Origin of the sequence: Mycetocola miduiensis (genome assembly GCF_900115155.1) — a bacterium.
In the GTDB taxonomy this organism is placed as follows: domain Bacteria; phylum Actinomycetota; class Actinomycetes; order Actinomycetales; family Microbacteriaceae; genus Mycetocola_A; species Mycetocola_A miduiensis.
On record NZ_FOVM01000007.1, the window covers coordinates 140657 to 161574 of the forward strand.

Below are 20918 nucleotides of genomic sequence, written 5' to 3' on the forward strand. Positions count from 1 at the left end.
CCCTAGGGCTGCACCTGCGGATGGTGGCGCGCCAGCTGGAAGACGCCCCACACGGCGAACGCACCGGCGACGGCGAAACCGATTATTGCCCAGAGCGGAGCGCCGCTGGCCTCGTCGAGGACGACGATGCCGATCGCCACGGCGACCATCGGGTCGACGACAGTCAGTCCGGCGATGACCAGGTCGGGGGGACCGGAGGAATAGGCAGTCTGGACGAAGTAGGCCCCGATTCCCGTCGCAGCGAGAAGCGCAACAACGCACAGCATCGTGAGCCAGTCGAAGTTCTCGTTCATGATCCTGTTGATGACCACTTTGGCGAGCGTCGCCACGAATCCGTAGATGATTCCGGCCGCGAGTATGAAAAACAGCGCCTTTGACCGTCTACGGAAGAATACGAAACCGAGTCCAAAGAGGACGAGCACCGCGGCCAGCATGATGAGGATCGTGTACAGATCCTGATCGGTGACAGCCTTCTCCCCCGCAACAAGCGCCGCAATGGTGACGAACAGGCCGACACCGCCGACACAGGCTGCGATGGCGATCACCGAGGCGTGGTTGAGCTTCACCTTGTTGATGCGAGCGTTCAGCACCGCGGTGATGACGAGCGCGATGGCGCCAAGCGGCTGCACGATGATCAGCGGCGACCAGACCAGCGCCGTCAACTGAAACGCAATGGCGAACCCGAGCATGAGTGTTCCGAGTACCCAGGATGGGCGCGCCAGCAGCTGCTTCAGCTGCCCCACGTTCAGTCCGCTGCGCGCATCGACGCCGCTGCTCGCTTCGACCTTCTGGACCCCTCGGTGCTGGAACTGAGCCCCGAGCGACAGAAAAACGGCACCCACAATCGCGAGCGGGATGCCGATGAGTTGACTGGGATTGCGAACGAACTCCGCCGTCAGGTCGTTGAAGTCGTTGCTCGCAAACATCACCTTGCGAGCCTACAACGGGCCTGTCTTGGTTAGGCTCAACGAATGGCCATTCTCCCCATTCGCATCACGGGTGACCCGGTGCTGCACTCCCCCGCCGAACCTGTGACCGAATTCGACGACACGCTTCGGCAACTCGTTGCAGACATGTTCGAGACCATGGACGCTGCGCCGGGTGTGGGGCTCGCCGCGCCGCAGGTCGGCGTGCCGCTCCGCCTCTTCGTCTACGGCTACGACACCGACGAGCACGGTCGGTGGCGCGGAGTGGTGATCAACCCTGAACTCTGGATCAGTCCCCCGCCCGCAGGCGACCCGGACGAGGAGCTGGAGTCGGAGGGCTGCCTGTCGTTCCCCGGCGAGCGGTTCCCGCTGCGTCGCGCCGACGAAGCGATCGTTACAGGCGTGGACCTGGAGCAGCAGCCGGTCGAGATCCGCGTCGACGGCTGGCGCGCTCGTATTCTTCAGCACGAATATGACCACCTCGACGGCTACCTGTACGTCGATCGGCTGCGCCGGCATGAACGGAAGCTCGTCGCAAAAATCACCCGCAAAATGGGGTGGGGCGCACCAGGCATCAGCTGGATGCCCGGCGTTGACAACCTCGACGACTGAGTCCGGCTGGCACAAAGCGCCGACGCCCGGCGTTGTCCGGGCAAAAGAAAAGACCACAGGGGTGGAGCCCTTGTGGTCTTCTCAGCTCCTCGACTTGGACTCGAACCAAGAACCTACCGGTTAACAGCCGATTGCTCTGCCAATTGAGCTATCGAGGATTATGTGTTGCGCATTTACTTTACCAAAACAATCGCAGACACCAAATCGGCAGGCCGCTCACCGTCAGCCGGCATCCGACGACACGGTCGAGTTCGCGTGGGACAAGCCCGCGAGGAACGGATGCTCCGGGTGAGCGAGCAGGTCGTCGATGGGCCCCAGGCCCACGATCCGGCCGTCGTGAAGCGCCGCGACCCGGGAGGTGGATCGCCGTAGCAGCGAAAGATCATGGCTGATGAGGACCGCCGCGAAGCTACCCTCCTCGTGAAGCCTTGCGATCAGGTGACTTATCGCACCGCGCACCGTCACGTCGATCCCAGCGGTGGGTTCGTCAGCCACCCACAGTTTCGGACCGAGCACGAGCGACCGCGCGACAGCCACCCGTTGCCGTTGGCCGCTCGAGAGCTCGAACGGGTACTTCTCGAAGACCGCGAGCGGCAATTCGACGGCGTCGAGCATTGTCGCGACGCGCAAACCAAGTGCCTTGCGGTTGTAGAGACGGTCCCGCTCCAGAATCGGCTGGGCGATGACCTCGGCCACCGTCAGCTCAGGGGCGAGCCGCGAGGCGGCATCCTGGGGCAGGTAAGCCACGTTGAAGGTGAGGCTGGTCAATTCCCGGCGCCGGATGCCGCGCAAACGGTGACCGAGAACCGTCGCGTCGCCGCCGACGATCACCGGCGCCGGATCCGCACCCTTCGGGGCGACCAGGTCGCCCGCGATAACCCGGGCGAGGGTGGACTTGCCTGAGCCGGACTCCCCGACGATGCCGACAACCTCATCGTCGCCCACAACGACGTCGACCCCGTGAAGAGCTCGATGCGGCGCGCTCAGGCGCCGCCCTGGGTACTCGACGGCGAGGTCGTCGACCCGCACAGCTGTCGTCTCGGCTCCCGATGCAGTCATGGCACCATCCTGCCCTAAAGGGGGCACGCCGCCACCCCCCAACGCGCCGGTCAGCGTTCCCGGAGCCTGCGCCGTTCCCCTTCGAGCGCCATGAGCGCAGCCTGGATCGCCCGGTAACTTTCGCGGTCTTTGGGGTCGGTTCGCTGCAGTCGTCCGAGCATGTCGTGCGACTGGCGCAGCAGATCGCGGTCGATCAACGCCACGGTGATCTCACGCACGTACGAAGTCAGGTCAGCTTCGGAGCGCTCCGGAATCGGCGCGACGGCGAGCTGTTGCACGAGGCCGGTCATCGGGGTCGGTACGGTCTCGATCACCCGATCGAACCAGGCGGCGGTGCCGAAACTGTCAAGGGTGGCCGCGATAGCGTCACGGACAACAGCGAGGGTCGGGTTCACGAAGCCGGTGAGTACGGCCCGCTGCACGAGGTCGTGCCCGGCTAGCTCAGGATGCTGCAGGATCGCCATCAGGGCGTCGCGTTCCAGCCTCGTGGCCGGGTCTCCCGGGAGATCCCGGAGCGACGCAGGCCGCTCGGCGGGCGCCTCCGCCTGAGGCGTCGCGGCCTGGTTGCGGGAGACGGGGGCACGGTTTCCGCCCCTCCCCGCGCGGCTGATCGCCGCCTGCACCTCGGCGAGGTCGACACCGAGGTGCCGGGCAAGAACCCGCGTGTAGCCGGGGCGAAGGGAGGGGTCGCGGATGTCGGCGACGATCGGGGCGGACTCGCTCAGGGCGCCGACCCGGCCTTCGACGGTTTCGAGGTCGTACGAGGCGAGGGTCTGCCGGATGACGAACTCGAACATCGGCTCTTTGGCGTCGATAAGCCGGCGGACCGCGTCGTCCCCGCGGTTGAGCCGCAAATCGCACGGGTCGAGGCCGTCTGGGGCCACCGCTACGTAGGTCTGGGCGGAGAACCGCTGCTCCTCGGCGAACGCGCGCATCGCGGCCTTCTGCCCTGCGGCATCCGGGTCGAAGGTGAAGATGACCTCACCCTTGCCGCTGTCGTCACCCATCACCCGGCGAAGGGTCTTGATGTGGTCGACACCGAAAGAGGTGCCGCAAGTGGCGACCGCGGTCGTGACCCCGGCCAGGTGGCAGGCCATCACGTCGGTGTAACCCTCGACGACAACGACGCGGCCGCTGCGGGAGACATCCCGTTTCGCGAGGTCCAGCCCGTAGAGGACCTGCGCCTTGTGGTACACCGCTGTTTCAGGGGTGTTGAGGTATTTCGGGCCTTTGTCGTCGTCGAGCAGTTTGCGCGCCCCGAAGCCGACCGTCTGCCCGGTGACATCGCGGATGGGCCAGATCAGGCGCCCGCGGAACCGGTCGTAGATCCCGCGGTCGCCCTGCGAGACCAGGCCTGATGCGCTGATCTCCTCGACGCTGAATCCTTTGCCACGGAGCACTTTGGTGAGCGAATCCCAGCTTTTCGGCGCGAAGCCGACGCCGAACTTGTCGGCGGCGATGTGGTCGAAGCCGCGTTCGCCGAGGAACCGCCGGCCAGGGTCAGCCCCGGGCGTGGCGAGCTGCTCCCGGAAGTAGGTTTCGGCGGCCGCGTTCGCGGCGAGGAGCCGTGCGCGGTTGCTGTGGTCGGGGGCGCTGTCGCCGTCTTCGTAGGTGAGCTGGAAGCCGACCCGCGCCGCGAGCCGCTCGACAGCATCCGCAAAGGTGACGTGGTCCATTTTCTGAAGGAAGGAGATGACGTCACCCGATTCACCGCAGCCGAAGCAGTGGTAGAAACCCAGTTGCGGGCGGACGTGGAAGCTCGGGCTGCGTTCGTCATGGAACGGGCAGAGACCCTTGAGCGAACCGACGCCGGCAGACTTGAGGCTGACGAAATCACCGACGATGTCGGCGATGTTGGTGCGGGACTTGACCTCTTCTATGTCGCTTGTGCGAATGCGGCCGGCCATCGTCCTATCCTATCGAGGATCGACTGGAGGGCGGCCTCCCCACAGGGACGGTCGGGCCTACGCGCTCAGCGCGAGACGCTCGTGCCAGGCCAGAGCGGACTGGTCGGTGAGGCTCGCGACCTGGTCGACGACGACGCGTTTGCGGGCGGCGTCGTTGGCGGCATCCGCCCAGTCGTCGGCGAAGCCACGATCGAGCGAGTCCGGACCGGCCTGCAGGAGACCCTCGGCGAGGTCGGTCAGGATGTCACGCTGCTGCCGGTAGATCGGCTGGCGGGCATCGCTCGCCATGACGAAGGCAGCGACGACGCCTTTCAGCACGGCGATCTCTGCCTGCACCTCGTGGGGGACGATCACGCTCGCACCGAACCGGATGAGGCTAGACTGCGGGTACGCTTCACGGGTGGCCTGTGTCGCCGACTGCGAGAAGTGGCCGATCATCTGGCTGGTGAAGTTCTTTAGTTTGGCGAGGTCGCGGCGGGAAGCATCCCAGCTGGTCATCCAGACGTCGTAGCGCGCGAGGCGGTCGAAGGCTGCGGCCATGTCGTCGAGGGTGAAGCTTTCACCCGCCCATGCCTGGACCGCGAGGATGAGCGAGTCGTGGCCGGCGCGGGCGCTGAGGAACGCCGGGTCGATGTACTCGTTGACGATGGCATCCTCGAAATCGTGCACCGAGTACGCGATGTCGTCGGAGAGGTCCATCACCTCCGCTTCAATGCAGCGCTGGCGCTCTGGCGCACCGACCCGAAGCCAGTCGAACGCGTCAGTGTCTTCGTTGAAGAACCCGAACTTGGCGCGGCCGCCTGGATCGTGGACCGCCTGCGCGGCCGGCCAGGGGTATTTGCAACTCGCGTCGAGGCTCGCACGGGTCAGGTTGAGTCCGTAAGACCGGCCGTCAGCGTCGAACACTTTCGGCTCGAGGCGGGTCAGGATCCGGAGGGTCTGCGCGTTGCCTTCGAAACCGCCGATATCCGCGGCCCAGTCGTTGAGCGCTCGCTCCCCGTTGTGTCCGAACGGCGGATGGCCGAGGTCATGGGCGAGGCAGGCGGTGTCGACGATATCCGGTTCAAGACCGAGGCTTGTCGCAAGTTCCCGCCCGACCTGGGCGACCTCGAGCGAGTGGGTGAGCCGGTTGCGCGCGAAGTCCAGTCCGGCGGCCGGGCTCAGCACCTGGGTCTTCGCGGCGAGTCGCCGCAGCGCGCTGGAGTGCAGCAGGCGTGCGCGGTCACGGGCAAAGTGTGAGCGGCGCGACGAGTGGGTCTCCGGGATGGCACGTTCGTTGTCGTGTTCGGAGTACTCCCCGCTACCCGCCACTGGTGTCCGCCTCTGTCTCGGTCAGCGTTCCGCGTTCGGTGACGCCGATGGTGCGGGAGTTCAGCCAGCCGTCGGGCAGCACCGTGCGCTTCGGTGACCCGGCCCGGCCTCGCTGGCCTTCGGCATCCGCTCCCGGGTACGGCAACGTCCAGTCGAGCGTGGCGAGAAGCTCATCGAGCTGGTCCAATGACTCGACCGTCGCGAGGCGAGCCCTGAGGTCGCCGCCGACGGGGTATCCCTTGAAGTACCAGGCGACATGCTTGCGGATGTCGCGGCATCCGCGTTCTTCGCTCTCGAAGAATTCGGCGAGAAGCTCAGCGTGCCGACGGAAGGTTGTCGCGACCTGACCGAGGCTGGGCCGGAAGCGAGTGTCACTGCCGGTGAACGCGGCGGCGAGGTCACCGAACAGCCACGGCCGGCCCAGGCAGCCGCGCCCGACGACGACACCGTCGCAGCCGGTCTCGGCCATCATCCTCAGGGCGTCTTCGCCTGACCAGATGTCGCCGTTGCCGAGGATCGGAACACCACTCACCGTCTCTTTGAGCTTCGTGATGGCGGACCAGTCCGCCTGTCCGGAGTAGAACTCGGACGCGGTCCGAGCGTGCAGGGCGATGCTGGCGACGCCGGCGCCTTCGGCTGCTTTGCCGGCCTCCAGGTAGGTGAGGTGATCTGAGTCGATGCCTTTGCGCATCTTCACCGTCAGCGGGATGTCCCCCGCTGCTTTTACTGCGCCTTCGACGATGTCGCGGAACAGGTCCTGCTTCCACGGAAGCGCCGAACCGCCGCCCTTACGGGTCACTTTCGGCACCGGGCAGCCGAAGTTGAGGTCGATGTGGTCGGCGCGATCCTCGGCCACGAGGATGGTAACCGCTTCTGACACGGTTTTCGGGTCGACGCCGTAGAGCTGGATGCTGCGGGTCGTCTCGGACTCGTGGTGGTTGATCAGCCGCATGGTCTCTTTGTTGCGCTCGACGAGAGCGCGAGAGGTGATCATCTCGCTGACATAGAGCCCGACGCCGAACTCGCGGCAGAGTCGGCGGAACGCGGTGTTGGTGATCCCGGCCATGGGCGCAAGGACCACCGGCACGTCGAGCTCGAGGGAGCCGATGGTCAGTGCCGGGGTGTGGCTTATCGTGGGAATCGCAGACATGTCCTTCAATTCTCCCAGAAAGCTGGCGAAACCATGACCGAACAGGAATCCGGGGATGGCATCGAGCGGATGAGAGCCGATGCGGCTTCCCGCGGGCTCAAGGTCGAGGTGGTTTCGCGACCCAAAGCGTCAAGCCTTGAAGAGGCCGCGGGGCTTCTCGGCATCGAACCGCGCGAGATCGTGAAGACCCTCGTTGTGAAGCGGCACGACGGGGACTTCCTGTTCGCGCTCGTGCCAGGCGGCCGCAAGATTTCCTGGCCGAAACTGCGTGCCCTCGTCGGGGTGAACAAGCTGTCGATGCCCTCAGCGGATGCCGCCTTTGAGGCGACCGGGTACGGCCGCGGCACCATCACCCCGCTCGGAAGCACAACGGCCTGGCCGGTCTGGGTGGATGAATCGGTGCGCGGGCACCGGGTCGCCCTTGGCGCCGGTGACCACGGCCACAGCGCGTTCGTTGACGTCGACGCGCTCGTCGACGCTTTCGCAGCGACCGTTGCCGATATCACCGACCCCGAGTAAAAGCTTTCTCGACGGCCGCCGTAACCTCGGCGAGCGACGGAATCGCGCACGCGTCGCCCTCGCAGGCGACAGCATCCGTCGCGCCGAGGAGGGTCAGTGCCGGTCGTGCGGACCTGTCGCTCATGACGTCACCGCCGCGCGTTCGGTCCAGACCTGGTCGAGCACCTGCGCAAATGTGGCCGCTTCCTGGGCACCGGAGACGCCGTACTTGCCGTCGATGACGAAGAACGGGACGCCCTGGATGCCGTATTCCAGACCAAGGGCCTGGTCGGCACGGACGTCGTCGAGGAACTCGTCTTCGTTCAGCGCGCGGACCACGTCGTCGCGGTCCAGCCCGATCTCCGAGGCGAGGTCGGCGAGGTCTTCGACCCGGCCGACATGCCTGCCCTCGGTGAAGTAGGCCTTGAGCAGACGTTCCTTGGCCTCGACCTGCTTGCCGTGGGCCTTGGCGTAGTGCAGCAGCTGGTGCGCCTTTACGGTGTTGGTGTGCTGGAGGGCGTCGTAGTCATATTCCAGGCCGGTGGCGCTGGCGACGCCTGTCACGCGGTCGATCATCTGCGCGGCCTGCGACGCGGGGATGCCCTTGTGCTGGGAGAGGAACGCCGCCGCGTTGCCGTCGAAGTCGACGGGAGTCTCGGGCGAAAGTTCGTAGCTGTGGTATTCGACGATCACCTCGGGGGCGCTGTCGCCCACCTTCTCGGCGAACGCCTTGGCGCCGGCTTCGAATTTGCGCTTGCCGATGTAGCACCAGGGGCATGCGATGTCTGACCAGATGTCGATTTTGATGGATTCACTCACACTGGGCCCAACTGGATCCGCTGCGCGAGTATTCCCGTGCCTGCATGTCTGGGTGCCGCGACGTTCATCCGTCGCAGATGCCAGTTTTCGGCCCGCATAACCGACGTTTGCGACGGATGAAGTGCTGCCCACGCGTTCTGTCGTAGTGTCGTCGCCATGAGCATGCGCGAGAAACCCGGGGTGGCCGTCGTCACCGGAGTGGGCCGCAGACGTTCGATCGGTGCGGGCCTCGCGCTCGGGCTCGCCGAAGACGGCTGGGACCTCGCCCTCAACCACTGGCGCCCATACGACGAACGACTCGGCCTGGAGGGAACACCTGACGACCCACGAGTGGTCGCCGACGGATGCCGCGAGCTCGGTGTCGCGGTGGAGTTGATCTCAGCAGACCTCAGCGAGCCCGAAACCCCGGAGGCGATCATCCGGGTCGCACAGAAGATGGGTCCGGTTCGCGGGCTCGTCATTTCTCACTGTGAATCGGTCGACAGCTCCATCCTGACCACAGATCTGGACAGCTGGGACCGGCACTTCGCCGTCAACGCCCGAGCGACCTGGCTGCTGATCAAGGCGTTCGCCGAGCAGCTGCCGAGCAACGTCGTGCCTGGGCAGGTCGGCGGCCGGGTGGTCGCACTCACGAGCGACCACTCCGTCCACAACCTGCCTTACGGCGCCAGCAAGGGCGCACTCGATCGGATCGTCATCGCCGCCGCGGTAGAACTCGCCGATCGAGGGGTGCGCGCGAATGTCGTGAACCCGGGACCGATCGACACAGGCTGGATGACGGACGAGATCCGCGCCGCGGGCATCGCGGCGACCCCGGCCGGACGGCTCGGCACGCCCGACGACACCGCTGACCTGGTTCGGTTCCTCTTGTCACCGCGCGGCGGATGGCTCAACGGGCAGATCCTCTACAGCAACGGCGGCTTCAAGGTCAGTTGAGGACCACCCGACGGATCAGGCAGTCGAGAAGCAACGAACCGACTCAGGTCCCGGGCTTGTCGATCGCCCCGCCGAACCGGCGGTCGCGATCGATGTAGAGCCCGATCGCCTCCCAAAGGTCCTCGCGGGTGAAGTCCGGCCACAACGTGTCAAGGAAGACCATCTCGGCGTAGGCGCTCTGCCAGAGCAGGAAGTTGCTCGTCCGCTGCTCGCCCGAACTCCGCACGAAGAGGTCGACGTCGGGCAGGTCGGGAGCGTAGAGCGCACGCTGGATGGACTTCTCGGTGATCCCAGACGGTTTGAGCGTCCCCGCCGCGACCTGCTCAGCCAGCTGCCGCACGGCATCCGTGATCTCGGTCCTTCCTCCGTAGTTCACGCACATCGTGAGGGTCAGGGTGTCGTTGTCGGCCGTCAGTTTCTCGGCGAACTGCAGTTCCTTGATGACCGATGCCCACAGCCGCGGTTTGCGGCCGGCCCACCTCACGCGCACACCCCACTCATTGAGCTGGTCACGCCTGCGGTGGAGCACATCACGGTTGAACCCCATCAGGAACCGGACTTCATCCGGAGAGCGTCGCCAGTTTTCGGTGGAGAACGCGTAGACGGAGAGGTGCTTCACGCCGACCTGGATGGCGCCGGCGACGACGTCGAGCAGCGCCGCTTCGCCAGCCCGGTGGCCCTCAACCCGTGGCAGACCCTGCCGGTTCGCCCAGCGGCCGTTGCCGTCCATGACGATGGCCACGTGTTCCGGAACACCGGCTGCAGGCAGCTGCGGCGGGTAGATCCCCGTCCAGTCGAGCGGACGATATTCGACGGCATCCCGGTGGGTGAAGGGTTTCGGGGTCACGTGTCGGCTTTCTCTCGGGAGACATGGACGAGCGACTTGAGTCCGCGCTCGAGGTGCCACTGGGTGTACGCGGCCGCGACCCCGCTCGCTCGTGACCGCGTGTCTTCGTCGGACGCGTCGGCGTGATCCCAGTCCCCGGTGAGCAGCGACGACAGCAGGCCGATCGTCTGGGCATCCAGCCGGGGGCTCCCCGGCGGGGCGCACTGGTCACAGACGACCCCGCCAAGCTGAACCACCATGTGGCTGTGCGGCCCCGGCGCCTGGCATCTGGCGCAATCGAAGAAACTCGGCGCCCATCCAGCCAGCGACAGTGCACGCAGCAGATAAGAGTCGAGGGTCAGCGAGGAGTCGTGGTCATGACGCGACAGTGCACGCAACGCACCGACCAGCAGGAGGTACTGCTGCAGCGAACCTTCTGACTCGGTGAGCTTGTCTGCGGTCTCCACCATCACGGTCGCTGCCGTGTACGCGGAGTAGTCCGCGGCGATCAGAGCGCCGTACGACGCCAGCGTCTCCGCCTGGTTGATCACGTCAAGGGATCGACCTTCATACAGCTGAAGGTCTGCCACCATGAACGGCTCGAGCCGGGCACCGAACTTCGAGCCAGTGCGCCGCACACCCTTCGCGACCGCACGGACCTTGCCGTGCGACCGCGTCAGCAGGGTCACGATCCTGTCGGCTTCGCCCAGCTTGTGGGTGCGCAGCACGACACCTTCATCACGGTAAACGGGCACAGTCCAGTATCCAGCAGGATGCCGCTCCCCCGCCGACGGCTCGCCTACACCGCCGCGAGGGCGCGATCACCCGTTGTCGTCCGAATGGCCCGGTTCACGGCGGAAACCACGGCCTTGAGGGATGCCGTCGAGATGTCACCGTCGATTCCGACGCCCCAGAGCCGGCGGTCACCGACCTGCAGTTCGACGTAGGCGGCGGCTTGGGCGTCGCCGCTGGCACCGAGGGTGTGCTCGACGTAGTCGTAGAGGGTGACTTCGATGCCCCGCTCGCGGAGCACCCCGAGGAATGCCGCGATCGGACCGTTACCGGTCGAGGTCGCCGCCGTCACTTCGTCGCCGTCCCGGAGGTCGACGACCAGTTCCACGGCACCGGCGAGGTTGCTCGACGTCCGGGTTGACTGCAGTTCGAACCGGCCCCACTTCTCGCTCTCGCTGTCAGAGGGCAGGTACTCGTCCTGGAAGGTGGTCCAGATTGCATCGCTGGTGAGCTCGCCACCCTGCTCGTCCGTCTTCGACTGAACGACGCTGGAGAACTCGATCTGCAGCTTACGCGGCAGGTCGAGGGCGTGGTCGGCCTTGAGCAGGTACGCGACGCCGCCCTTGCCAGACTGCGAGTTCACCCGAATCACCGCCTCGTAGGTGCGGCCGAGGTCCTTAGGGTCCACCGGCAGATACGGGACCGCCCAGACGAGTTCGTTGACGTTTCGGCCCTGGGCAGCGGCATCCGCGGCCATCGCCTCGAAGCCCTTCTTGATGGCATCCTGGTGGGACCCGCTGAAGGCGGTGAACACCAGTTCGCCTGACCACGGGCTGCGCTCGTGCACCTTCATCTGTGTGCAGTATTCGGCGGTGCGCTTGATCTCGTCGACGTCGCTGAAGTCGATCTGCGGGTCGATGCCCTGGGTAAACAGGTTGATGCCAAGGGCGACGAGGTCGACGTTGCCTGTGCGCTCACCGTTGCCGAAGAGGCAGCCTTCGATCCGGTCGGCGCCGGCCATGTAGCCGAGTTCGGCGGCGGCGACGCCTGTACCCCGGTCGTTGTGCGGGTGCAGCGACAGGATGACGTTCTCGCGGTGGTTGAGGTGACGCGACATCCACTCGATCGAGTCGGCGTAGACGTTCGGTGTCGCCATCTCGACGGTCGACGGGAGGTTGATGATGACCTTGCGCTCTGGGGTCGGTTCGAAGACCTCGAGGACCTGGTTGCACACGTCGACGGCGTACTCGAGTTCTGTGCCGGTGTAGCTCTCGGGCGAGTACTCGTAGTACACGGTCGTCTCAGGAATGAGCTTTTCCATCTCGCGGCAGACCCGCGCCCCGTGCAGGGCGATGTCAATGATCCCCTGCTTGTCGGACCGGAACACGACCTCACGCTGGAGCACACTTGTCGAGTTGTAGAGGTGCACGATGGCCTGCTTCGCGCCGGCGATGGACTCGTAGGTGCGCTGAATCAGGTGATCCCGCGCCTGGGTTAGCACCTGGATGGTGACGTCGTCAGGGATGGCGTTCTCTTCGATGAGGCTGCGCACGAAGTCGAAATCGGTCTGGCTTGCGCTCGGGAACCCGACCTCGATCTCTTTGTACCCCATCCGCACGAGCAGGTCGAACATGATCCGCTTGCGTTCGGGGCTCATCGGGTCGACCAGTGCCTGGTTTCCGTCGCGGAGGTCGACGGCGCACCACCGTGGAGCGGTCGTGATGCGTTTGGTGGGCCAGGTACGGTCCGGCAGGTCGACGGTGATCTGTTCGTGGTACGGACGGTACTTGTGAATCGGCATGGCCGAAGCGACCTGGTTGTTTCTCATTGTTCTATTCTCCTCGCGTGTGTGGAAAGCCAACGACAAACCCCGCGACGAGAGGGCTTAGAAGGAAGCCTCGTCGCGGCAGCTAAGGAGCAGAGTGCCGAACAACACAGGAACAGGCTAACACCGTTTCGCCTGCCCCCGTGTCGAATCTGTGCACTTTGTATGCCGAAACGATGATCGACGCAAGAAGTGCGCGGTTTATCAGTCGACTGCGACGGCTGCGACAGGCGAGATGCGTCCCGCCCGTGGCGCGCAAAAGATCATCCCTTGTTTGGACGCCTAGAACCCGAGACGGCCGAGCAGCTTGGGGTCACGCTGCCAGTCCTTGGCCACCTTGACCCGGATGGACAGGAATACCTGCTTGCCGACGAGCTTCTCGATCGGGATGCGCGCCTGCTGGCCCACGTCGCGCAGGCGGGATCCGCCCTTGCCGATGATGATGGCTTTCTGGCTGTCACGCTCCACGAAGATGTTCGCGAAGATGTCGAGAATGTCTTTGTCCTCGCGTTCGATCATGTCATCGATAGTGACCGCGATCGAGTGCGGCAACTCGTCGTGCACACCCTCGAGTGACGCCTCACGGATGTACTCCGCGATGCGGTCCTCGAGGACCTCGTCGGTGATGGCATCCGCCGGGTAAAGCGGTTCGGAGGTTGGCATGAGCGCGATCAGCTCGCGGACGAGGGTGTCGAGCTGGATGCTGCTGGTCGCCGACACGGGGATGATCAGGTCCCACTCGCGCAGTTTCTGCACCTCTGAGAGCTGCTCGGCGGTCGTCGGCCTCGGTGCCGCATCGATCTTCGTGACGATGGCGACCTTCTTTGCGCGCGGATAGTGATCGAGCTGCTCGTTGATGAACTTGTCGCCGGGCCCGATCTTCTCGTTGGCCGGCACGCACAAACCGATCACGTCGACATCGCTGAGGGTCGACTGGACGAGGTCGTTGAGCCGTTCGCCGAGGAGCGTCCTCGGCCGGTGGATTCCAGGAGTGTCCACGATGATCAACTGCCCGGTGTCCTCGTGGACGATGCCGCGGATCGCCTTACGGGTGGTCTGCGGTTTGGAGCTGGTGATCGCCACTTTCTGGCCGACGAGCGCGTTCGTCAGGGTCGACTTGCCGACGTTGGGCCGCCCGACGAACGAGACGAAACCGGCGCGGTAGCCGGCATCCGGCAACACTTCGGGTTCCGGCTGTGGGTGGTCGGTGTTCTGATCGTCATGCGTCATGACTACTCCTCAATCGATTCATATGATCTCTGCACGTCCCGCAGTGCCGCGGTCCGTGTCACGATCACCGTGCTCACGCGCTTGCGCCTGCCCTCGGTACGTTCTGCGGTGAGCCTCAGGCCGTCGGTTTCGGCGATCGAACCGGCGACAGGCAGCCGTCCGAGCACCTTGGTGAGGAGCCCGCCGACGGTGTCGACTTCATCGTCATCCATTTCCAGGTCGAACAGTTCGCCGAGCTCGTCCACCGGCAGCCGGGCGCTCACGCGGTATTCGTCGTCGTTAAGCTTTTCGACATCCGGTGTGTCGGTGTCGTACTCGTCGGAGATGTCACCGACGAGCTCTTCGAGCAGGTCCTCGAGGGTCACGAGGCCGGCGATTCCGCCGTACTCGTCGACGACCATGGCGAGGTGGTTGGATTCGAGCTGCATCTGCTGCAGCAACGAATCGGCCTTCTTCGACTCGGGCACGAACAGTGCTGGGCGCGCGAGGGCGCGCACACTCACGCTGTTCGCTGCGGCGTCACCTTCGTGGCTGAGTCGCACGACATCCTTGAGATACAGCACGCCGGTGACCTCGTCGACCTCACCATCGGTGACGGGGATGCGCGACACCCCGGTGCGCAGGAACAGGCTCATCGCCTGCTGCACGGACACGTTGGCATCGACGGTGACCATGTCGGTCCTCGGGACCATGACTTCACGGACCACCGTCTCGTTGAATTCGAAGATGGAGTGGATGAGTTCCCGGTCGTCTTCTTCGAGCACATCGAGCTCGGTGGCCTCGTCGACCATGTTGAGAAGCTGCTCCTCCGAGGAGAAGGATGCTTCGCGCGCCACCCCAGGGGTGACCCGGTTACCGAACGCCACGAGGGCGTTGGCCAGCGGGCCGAGGAGCACCCGCACGGCGCGGATCACCGGTGCGACGATGCGCAGGAGCCCCTCGGCGTGGGAACGGCCGAAGCTGCGCGGGCTGGCGCCGACGAGCACGAACGACACAGCGGTCATGATCAGGGCCGAGTACAGCAGGACCAGCCAGGGTTCGTCGATGGTGAAGGCGAACGCGAGGGTGACGAGCACGGCGGCGGTGGTCTCGGCAAGTACCCGGATGAAGTTGATGGCGTTGAGGTGCGCCCCCGGGTCTTCAGCGATAGCGCGCAGGTACGCGGGGTTCCGGGACGACTCGGCGAGCTCGGCCATCACCGCGCGCGAGGTCACGCTGATCGCTGCGTCCGCAGCCGCCATCAACCCGCCGAACGCGACGAGCAGCAGGGCGACGCCGATGAACCAGTAGAGGATCATCACCGGGTGGAACGCTCCTGCACCGAGAAACCGAGCAGGATGTCGCGCTGGATTCCGAACATCTCCCGCTCCTCAGCCGGTTCGGCGTGGTCGAAGCCGAGAAGGTGGAGGATGCCGTGGGTGGTCAGGAGCAGAAGCTCCTGGAGCGTCGAGTGCCCGGCCGTTTCAGCCTGCGCTTCGGCGACCTGTGGGCACAGCACGATGTCGCCGAGAAGCCCGGCCGGCGTTGGAGTGTCCTCGGTGCCGGGGCGCAGCTCGTCCATCGGGAAGCTGAGCACATCGGTGGGGCCTGGTTCGTCCATCCACTGGACGTGGAGCTGTTCCATCGCGGCTTCGTCGACGAGGACGATGTTGAGGTCGGCCTCCTGGCTGACGTGCATGGCGCCAAGGGCGTAATCGGCGAGGCGGAGCAGCGCCGCTTCATCGACCGGGATGGCGGATTCGTTGTTGATCTCGATACTCATGAACTCTTGCCCCTTCTGGGCATCCGGTCGCGCGGTGTGGAGCCTCGCCGTTCGGCACGATTGGCGAACTCCTGGGCCTGGCCCCGTTCAAACCGTTCAGCCTGCTTGACCTGGTCGTACTCGCTGTAGGCGTCGACGATGCGCGCGACGAGGTTGTGGCGAACGACGTCGTCGCTGGTCAGCTGGGAGAAGTGGATGTCGTCGACGTTGGCAAGCACCCGGGTGACGAGTCGGAGCCCTGACGAGCCGGCCGGCAGGTCGATCTGGGTGATGTCACCGGTGACGACCATCTTCGAACCGAAACCGAGCCGGGTAAGGAACATCTTCATCTGCTCAGGCGTAGTGTTCTGGGCTTCGTCGAGCACGATGAACGAGTTGTTCAGCGTCCGACCGCGCATGTACGCGAGCGGTGCGACCTCGACGGTGCCCGCTGCGAGCAGCTTCGGTACCAGTTCCGGGTCCATCATCTCGTTGAGGGCGTCGAATAGCGGCCGCAGATACGGGTCGATCTTGTCGGTGAGGGTGCCGGGCAGGAACCCGAGCCGCTCACCGGCTTCGACGGCCGGGCGGGTCAGGATGATCCGCTCGACTTCCTTACGCTGCAGCGCCTGCACGGCTTTGGCCATCGCCAGGTAGGTTTTGCCTGTACCGGCCGGACCGATCCCGAACACGATCGTGTTCTCGTCGATGGCGTCGACGTACTGCTTCTGTCCCAGGGTCTTCGGGCGGATGCTCCGACCACGCGACGTGAGGATGGCCTGCCCGAGGAGGTCGGCGGGCTTTCCGGAGCCGTCCTCCAGGATGCGAGCCGATGACAGGACTTCGACGGGCTCGAGGTCCTGTCCCTGCTTCACCATGTCGATCAGTTCGGCAATGAGGTTGTGGGCTGCCCGAACCTGGGTGGCATCGCCGGTGAGGGTGATCTCATTGCCACGGACATGCAGTTCCACCGCCGGGTACTGCGTTTCGATTGTTGTCAGGAGCCGGTCCTGGGCGCCGAGGAGACGGACCATGGCCACTCCGTCGACGTGGAGCTTTGCTTCTGCAGCCGCCGGTTCGGCGAACGGTCCGCTGTCGGATACTGGGTCACTAGAGGTCGGCACGTGGATCCTCTCCGAGGTCGCCGATGAGAATGTGGGCGTGGACGTGGAAGACGGTCTGGCCGGCTTTCTCGCCCGTGTTGAAAATGAGTCGGTACTGGCCGCCGTGTTCGTTGGCGATCTGCTGGGCCAGGTTGACGACTTCGGCCAGGAGCTGTGGGTCCCCGACCGCAAGTTCAGCGACGTTCGCGTAGTCGGGTGTCTTGGGGACGACGAGGATGTGCACGGGCGCCTTCGGCGCGATGTCGTTGAACGCGATCAGCCGGTCGGTCTCGGCCACAATGCTGGCCGGGATTTCGCGCGAGATGATGCGGGTGAAGATGCTGGGTTCTGTCGTCGACATGTTCCTATCCTACGAAGCTCGGCCGGCCGGTGGGCGGCCGGTGGGGGTCACCAGCGCCCGAGTCGCACGTTGAGCACGGCGAGGGCTGCCGGTCCGGCGGATGATGTCCGCAGCACGGTGTCACCGAGGCGGGTCCGGAGCGCGCCGGCTGCCGTGAGGCTGTCCAGTTCCGCGTCGCTGATCCCGCCCTCCGGCCCGACAATCAGAAGAAGGTCACGGTCGTCGCTGGCGACGTCGATCTGACTGAGCGGTTCGGAGGCTGTCGGGTCGAGAAGCACCACGCGGCTTGTTCCGGCGAGCCGGGAAAGGTCAGCGGTCGATGCGATCGGTGAAACCGGTGGCACGAAGGAGCGGATGGACTGCTTGGATGCTTCGCGTACGATCGTCTCCCAACGGAGACGACCTTTCTCCTTTTTCGGTCCTTCCCACCGGGAGACGCTCCTCGATGCCGCCCACGGGATGATCGCGGAGACACCGAGTTCGGTCGCGGCCTGGATCGCCATTTCGTCGCGGTCACCCTTGGCCAGCGCCTGCACCAGCACGAGGCGTGGCGACGGCTCCTTTTCAACCGTGACTGTGATCGCACGAACTCCCAGGTGCCCCGGCTCAACGGATTCGATCACCCCGGTGACGAGCAGCCCTCGCCCGTTGCCGATCCGAATGTCGTCTCCGACACGCGAACGGTTGACGGTGACGGCGTGCTTCGCTTCAGCGCCCACGAGTTCGACAAGGGCACCCTCGTCTGCTGTCGCGAGATCCTCACGGAGGTACAGGCTGCTCATGTCAGCTCAGGAAGCGGTCGCGCAGTTTGGCGAAGAGCCCCTGCTGGAACGAACCGAGCTGGGTCGACTTCTGGTCCCGTCCTGCAGCGAACGCTTTGATCAGTTCTTTCTCACGGTGGTCGAGACGGGTCGGGGTGACCACCTGGACGCCGATGCGCAGGTCACCGCGACCGTTGCCGCGAAGCTTCGTCACGCCTCTGCCCTTCACCGTGAGGACCTCGTTGCTCTGGACTCCCGGCTTCAGTTCGACGTCGACGTCTCCGTCGAGGGCGTGGATGGTCGTCGTAACGCCAAGGATGGCATCCGTCATGGGAACGTCCAGCGTGCAGAGCAGGTCGTCGCCGTTGCGGCTGAACCGTTCGTCGCTCCGTACCTTTATTTCAAGGTACAGGTCACCGTGGGGTCCACCGGCTGGGCCGATCTCTCCGCTGCCCGGCATCTGCAGGCGCAGGCCGGTGTCGACACCGGCCGGGATGTCGACAGGGACTGTGCGACGGTCGCGGACTCGACCCTGGCCCTGGCAGGTGACGCAGGGGTGCGGGATGACGGTTCCGTAGCCGCGGCAGGTTCCACAGGGCGTGGACGTCATGACGTTGCCGAGGAGGGAGCGGACGGCGCGCTGGATCGACCCGGTGCCGCGGCAGATGTCGCAGGTGACCGGTGAGGTTCCCGGCTGGCAGCAAGAACCCTGGCAGGTGCCGCACAGCACCGCGGTGTCGACCTCAAGGTCACGGTGGGTTCCGAAGATGACTTCGGCGAGGTCGACCTCGACCCGAAGGAGAGCGTCCTGGCCGCGCTCGCGACGGGACTTGGGTCCGCGTTGCTGCTGGCCGCCGAAGAAGGTGTCGAAGATGTCGCCGAATCCGCCGAATCCGCCGCCCATCCCGCCTGATCCGCCGAGATCGTACTGCTGACGCTGTTTCGCGTCGCTGAGCACGTCGTATGCGTGGGTCACCTCTTTGAACCGCTCGGATGCTTCTGCGCCCGGGTTTACGTCGGGGTGCAACTCTCGCGCCAGGCGCCGGTAGGCTTTTTTGATTTCATCGGTGGTCGCCTCGCGGGACACTCCGAGAACTTCGTAATGGTCAGCCACTCAAGGCCTTTCGTTGTGAGGGTCGTCGCTGTGCTCGCTGGACGACCGGGGATGATGCTCTGTGCCGAGCACGGCAGCGGGGTCAGTCCTCGCCGAGCAGGCGGGACAAGTAGCGGGCAACGGCTCGCACGGCGGCGAGGTTGTTGGTGTAATCCATTCTCGTCGGTCCGAGCACGCCCAACCTGGCAAGTTCGCCAGCAGAGGAACGATAGTTGCTGGCGATGACCGACGTTTCACCGAGTCCGAACGACTCATTCTCGCGCCCGATGGAGGCTGACACTCCCCCTCGGTCGACGTCCATCTCGCCGAACAGACGCAGCAGCACGACCTGCTGTTCGAGCGCTTCGAGCACCGGGTAGATACTGCCGGAGAAGTCTTCTTCGGTGCGGGCGAGGTTCGCGGCACCGGCCATCACGAGCTTGTCGTGTCGGTATTGCGCGAAGCCTTCCGCGAGGGCCTGGGTGATCCGCGCCGTGAGCGGTTGGTCTTCTGGAGCGGCCTCTGTGCGGGCCTGCTTGAGGATCCCAGCGGATGCTTCGACGCTGGCGCCACCGAGCAACGCGTTGAGCTTGCTTTTGACCCGCTCGAGTCGCTCGGCGTCGACCGGCTGCTCGATCTCGACGACCTGCTGCTCAACCCTGCCTGTGTCGGTGATAAGAACCGTCAGGACGCGCCGGTCAGTCAGGCTCACCAGTTCGACATGGCGGACCTGCGCCCTCGCGAAGGACGGGTACTGCACGATCGCGACCTGGTTGGTGATCTGCGACAGCAGTCGCACTGTGCGCATGAGGACGTCGTCGAGGTCGACGGACTGGCCGAGGAAGGTCCGGATGGCTTCACGCTGCGCTTCAGAGAGCGGCTTGCGGTCGGCGAGCCGGTCGACGAAGAGGCGGTAGCCCTTATCCGTCGGAATGCGCCCTGACGAGGTGTGGGGAGCGGAGATCAGCTCCTCATCTTCGAGTTGCGCCATGTCGTTGCGGATCGTGGCTGCGGATACACCGAACGAGTGCCGCTCGACGATCGCCTTCGACCCTACGGGTTCACGACTCGCGACGTAGTCCTGAACAATGACCCGGAGCACTTCGAGGCTGCGGTCGGAAACCATCCCTGCACCTCTCCCGCTGAAATCGCGTCCACATGGTTGGCACTCAAAGTACCCGAGTGCCAATTCTAGCGTGAGCCACACACACGAGGTAATTGCCGAACGCCCTGAACAGCGTTACTTTTAGCAGAAGCCCAACCACCGCCCGCCCGCCCCGTGTTGAGGCGATCGGGCCCCGCAGCAAGAAGCGTCATCGATCGAAAGGCTTGGCCATGACCGACCCCAACGCGCAACCCCCGGTTGACCCTTCCCAGAACCCTCCCCAGGCGCCGCAGGGCCCCGCCGCCGGCCAGCCCCCATACGGCGGCCAGCAGCCCCAGCCCGGGCAGCCGTACCCTGGCCAGCAGCCCCCCGCCGGACAGCCGCACCCCGGGCAGCAGCCACCTCCTGGACAGCCATACGGCCAGCCGCCGCAGTACGGGCAGCAGCCATACGGTGGTCCGGTTCCGCCGCAGCAGTACCAGTACCAGGGGCAGCCGAGCGGCGCAGCCCCGCTGACCCAAGCCGAAGACAAGCAGTGGGCGTCGTTCGCCCACTTCGGTGGTGCCCTCGGCGCCTTCCTCGGTGCAGGAACCGCGGGCTGGATCGCGCCACTCATCATCTACCTCGTCTTCAAGGACCGCGGCCCGTTCACGCGCCAGGAGTCGAAGGAGGCGCTGAACTTCCAGCTGACCGTGACGATCTACGTCATCGGCCTCTACATCCTCGGTGCGATCCTCTCGATCGTGCTGATCGGCTTCCTGCTATGGCCGCTGGCCTGGATCGTCGGAGTCCTCGGCGTGATCTTCGGCATCATCGGCGGTGTGAAGGTCAACAACGGTGAGGCGTACCGTTACTTCCACGCCATCCGCATGGTGAAGTAGCGCGCGAAGGAGCATCGCGAAGAAGCACTCGGCGGACGGTTC

22 protein-coding genes and 1 tRNA gene are annotated in these 20918 nt (G+C 65.2%); 4 read left to right on the top strand and 19 right to left on the bottom strand.

Annotated features, from left to right (window positions below):
- Nucleotides 1-2 precede the first annotated feature (2 nt).
- Complete coding sequence (locus BM197_RS12390) at nt 3-926, bottom strand: DMT family transporter (RefSeq protein WP_090711961.1); 924 nt, start codon at nt 924-926, stop codon at nt 3-5.
- A 45-nt stretch (nt 927-971) separates the two neighbouring features.
- Between BM197_RS12390 and def the strand changes: the two genes are divergently transcribed.
- Nucleotides 972-1538 (top strand): peptide deformylase, encoded by a 567-nt coding sequence (gene def, locus BM197_RS12395; protein WP_090711963.1) that lies wholly within the window; start codon nt 972-974, stop codon nt 1536-1538.
- 85 nt (nt 1539-1623) lie between these two features.
- Here the strand turns inward: def and BM197_RS12400 are convergent.
- The 5 genes from BM197_RS12400 to dusB form a co-directional block, all read right to left on the bottom strand.
- Nucleotides 1624-1696 (bottom strand) — tRNA-Asn (locus tag BM197_RS12400).
- Between the two features lie 64 nt (nt 1697-1760).
- Nucleotides 1761-2597: an ATP-binding cassette domain-containing protein gene (locus tag BM197_RS12405; protein ID WP_090711965.1), complete on the bottom strand. Its 837-nt coding sequence runs from the start codon at nt 2595-2597 to the stop codon at nt 1761-1763.
- 50 nt (nt 2598-2647) lie between these two features.
- Nucleotides 2648-4504: a DNA primase gene (gene dnaG, locus BM197_RS12410; RefSeq protein WP_090711966.1), complete on the bottom strand. Its 1857-nt coding sequence runs from the start codon at nt 4502-4504 to the stop codon at nt 2648-2650.
- Nucleotides 4505-4561: 57 nt separating this feature from the next.
- The gene (locus BM197_RS12415) at nt 4562-5815 is read right to left on the bottom strand and encodes a deoxyguanosinetriphosphate triphosphohydrolase (RefSeq protein ID WP_090711968.1); all 1254 of its coding nucleotides are present in this window, start codon (nt 5813-5815) and stop codon (nt 4562-4564) included.
- Nucleotides 5805-6965: a tRNA dihydrouridine synthase DusB gene (gene dusB, locus BM197_RS12420; protein ID WP_090711970.1), complete on the bottom strand. Its 1161-nt coding sequence runs from the start codon at nt 6963-6965 to the stop codon at nt 5805-5807. Before dusB ends, BM197_RS12415 begins: the two co-directional genes overlap by 11 nt.
- Before the next feature lie 33 nt (nt 6966-6998).
- On the opposite strand from dusB, the gene BM197_RS12425 reads away from it, so the two are divergent.
- Complete coding sequence (locus BM197_RS12425; protein WP_090711972.1) at nt 6999-7484, top strand: aminoacyl-tRNA deacylase; 486 nt, start codon at nt 6999-7001, stop codon at nt 7482-7484.
- On the opposite strand, the gene BM197_RS16360 is transcribed toward BM197_RS12425, so the two are convergent.
- Both BM197_RS16360 and BM197_RS12430 read right to left on the bottom strand, forming a co-directional pair.
- Complete coding sequence (locus tag BM197_RS16360; RefSeq protein ID WP_177216833.1) at nt 7468-7608, bottom strand: hypothetical protein; 141 nt, start codon at nt 7606-7608, stop codon at nt 7468-7470. The genes BM197_RS12425 and BM197_RS16360 overlap by 17 nt on opposite strands.
- A complete protein-coding gene (locus BM197_RS12430) occupies nt 7605-8282 on the bottom strand; it encodes a DsbA family oxidoreductase (protein ID WP_090711974.1) in 678 nt (225 codons plus the stop codon). Before BM197_RS12430 ends, BM197_RS16360 begins: the two co-directional genes overlap by 4 nt.
- Nucleotides 8283-8438: 156 nt before the next feature.
- Between BM197_RS12430 and BM197_RS12435 the strand changes: the two genes are divergently transcribed.
- Entirely contained in the window at nt 8439-9218 is a 780-nt protein-coding gene (locus BM197_RS12435; protein WP_218151867.1) for an SDR family oxidoreductase, read from the top strand.
- A gap of 43 nt (nt 9219-9261) precedes the next feature.
- Here BM197_RS12435 and BM197_RS12440 read toward each other — a convergent pair whose 3' ends face one another.
- The 11 genes from BM197_RS12440 to hrcA all read right to left on the bottom strand — a co-directional run bounded on the left by BM197_RS12440 (nt 9262) and on the right by hrcA (nt 20016).
- Nucleotides 9262-10065 carry an isoprenyl transferase gene (locus tag BM197_RS12440; protein ID WP_090711976.1) on the bottom strand — a complete coding sequence of 268 codons (804 nt, stop codon included), beginning with the start codon at nt 10063-10065 and terminating at the stop codon, nt 9262-9264.
- On the bottom strand, nt 10062-10799 hold the full coding sequence (recO, locus tag BM197_RS12445) for a DNA repair protein RecO (protein ID WP_090711978.1): 738 nt from the start codon (nt 10797-10799) through the stop codon (nt 10062-10064). The genes BM197_RS12440 and recO overlap by 4 nt, the downstream gene beginning before the upstream one ends.
- Nucleotides 10800-10843: 44 nt before the next feature.
- Complete coding sequence (gene leuA / locus BM197_RS12450; RefSeq protein WP_090711980.1) at nt 10844-12604, bottom strand: 2-isopropylmalate synthase; 1761 nt, start codon at nt 12602-12604, stop codon at nt 10844-10846.
- A 279-nt stretch (nt 12605-12883) separates the two neighbouring features.
- The gene (gene era, locus BM197_RS12455) at nt 12884-13831 is read right to left on the bottom strand and encodes a GTPase Era (protein WP_177216834.1); all 948 of its coding nucleotides are present in this window, start codon (nt 13829-13831) and stop codon (nt 12884-12886) included.
- A 2-nt stretch (nt 13832-13833) separates the two neighbouring features.
- Entirely contained in the window at nt 13834-15129 is a 1296-nt protein-coding gene (locus BM197_RS12460) for a hemolysin family protein (RefSeq protein WP_090711982.1), read from the bottom strand.
- Nucleotides 15129-15593 carry an rRNA maturation RNase YbeY gene (gene ybeY / locus BM197_RS12465; RefSeq protein WP_090711984.1) on the bottom strand — a complete coding sequence of 155 codons (465 nt, stop codon included), beginning with the start codon at nt 15591-15593 and terminating at the stop codon, nt 15129-15131. Before ybeY ends, BM197_RS12460 begins: the two co-directional genes overlap by 1 nt.
- Entirely contained in the window at nt 15590-16606 is a 1017-nt protein-coding gene (locus BM197_RS12470; protein ID WP_090712142.1) for a PhoH family protein, read from the bottom strand. Before BM197_RS12470 ends, ybeY begins: the two co-directional genes overlap by 4 nt.
- Before the next feature lie 76 nt (nt 16607-16682).
- Nucleotides 16683-17036, bottom strand: a complete 354-nt coding sequence (locus BM197_RS12475; protein ID WP_090711986.1) for an HIT domain-containing protein — start codon at nt 17034-17036, stop codon at nt 16683-16685.
- A 47-nt stretch (nt 17037-17083) separates the two neighbouring features.
- On the bottom strand, nt 17084-17818 hold the full coding sequence (locus tag BM197_RS12480) for a 16S rRNA (uracil(1498)-N(3))-methyltransferase (protein ID WP_090711988.1): 735 nt from the start codon (nt 17816-17818) through the stop codon (nt 17084-17086).
- A 1-nt stretch (nt 17819) separates the two neighbouring features.
- Complete coding sequence (dnaJ, locus tag BM197_RS12485) at nt 17820-18911, bottom strand: molecular chaperone DnaJ (protein ID WP_090711990.1); 1092 nt, start codon at nt 18909-18911, stop codon at nt 17820-17822.
- Nucleotides 18912-18993: 82 nt separating this feature from the next.
- A complete protein-coding gene (gene hrcA, locus BM197_RS12490) occupies nt 18994-20016 on the bottom strand; it encodes a heat-inducible transcriptional repressor HrcA (RefSeq protein ID WP_090711992.1) in 1023 nt (340 codons plus the stop codon).
- A gap of 209 nt (nt 20017-20225) precedes the next feature.
- On the opposite strand from hrcA, the gene BM197_RS12495 reads away from it, so the two are divergent.
- Nucleotides 20226-20876 (top strand): DUF4870 domain-containing protein, encoded by a 651-nt coding sequence (locus tag BM197_RS12495; RefSeq protein WP_090711994.1) that lies wholly within the window; start codon nt 20226-20228, stop codon nt 20874-20876.
- Nucleotides 20877-20918: the final 42 nt, after the last annotated feature.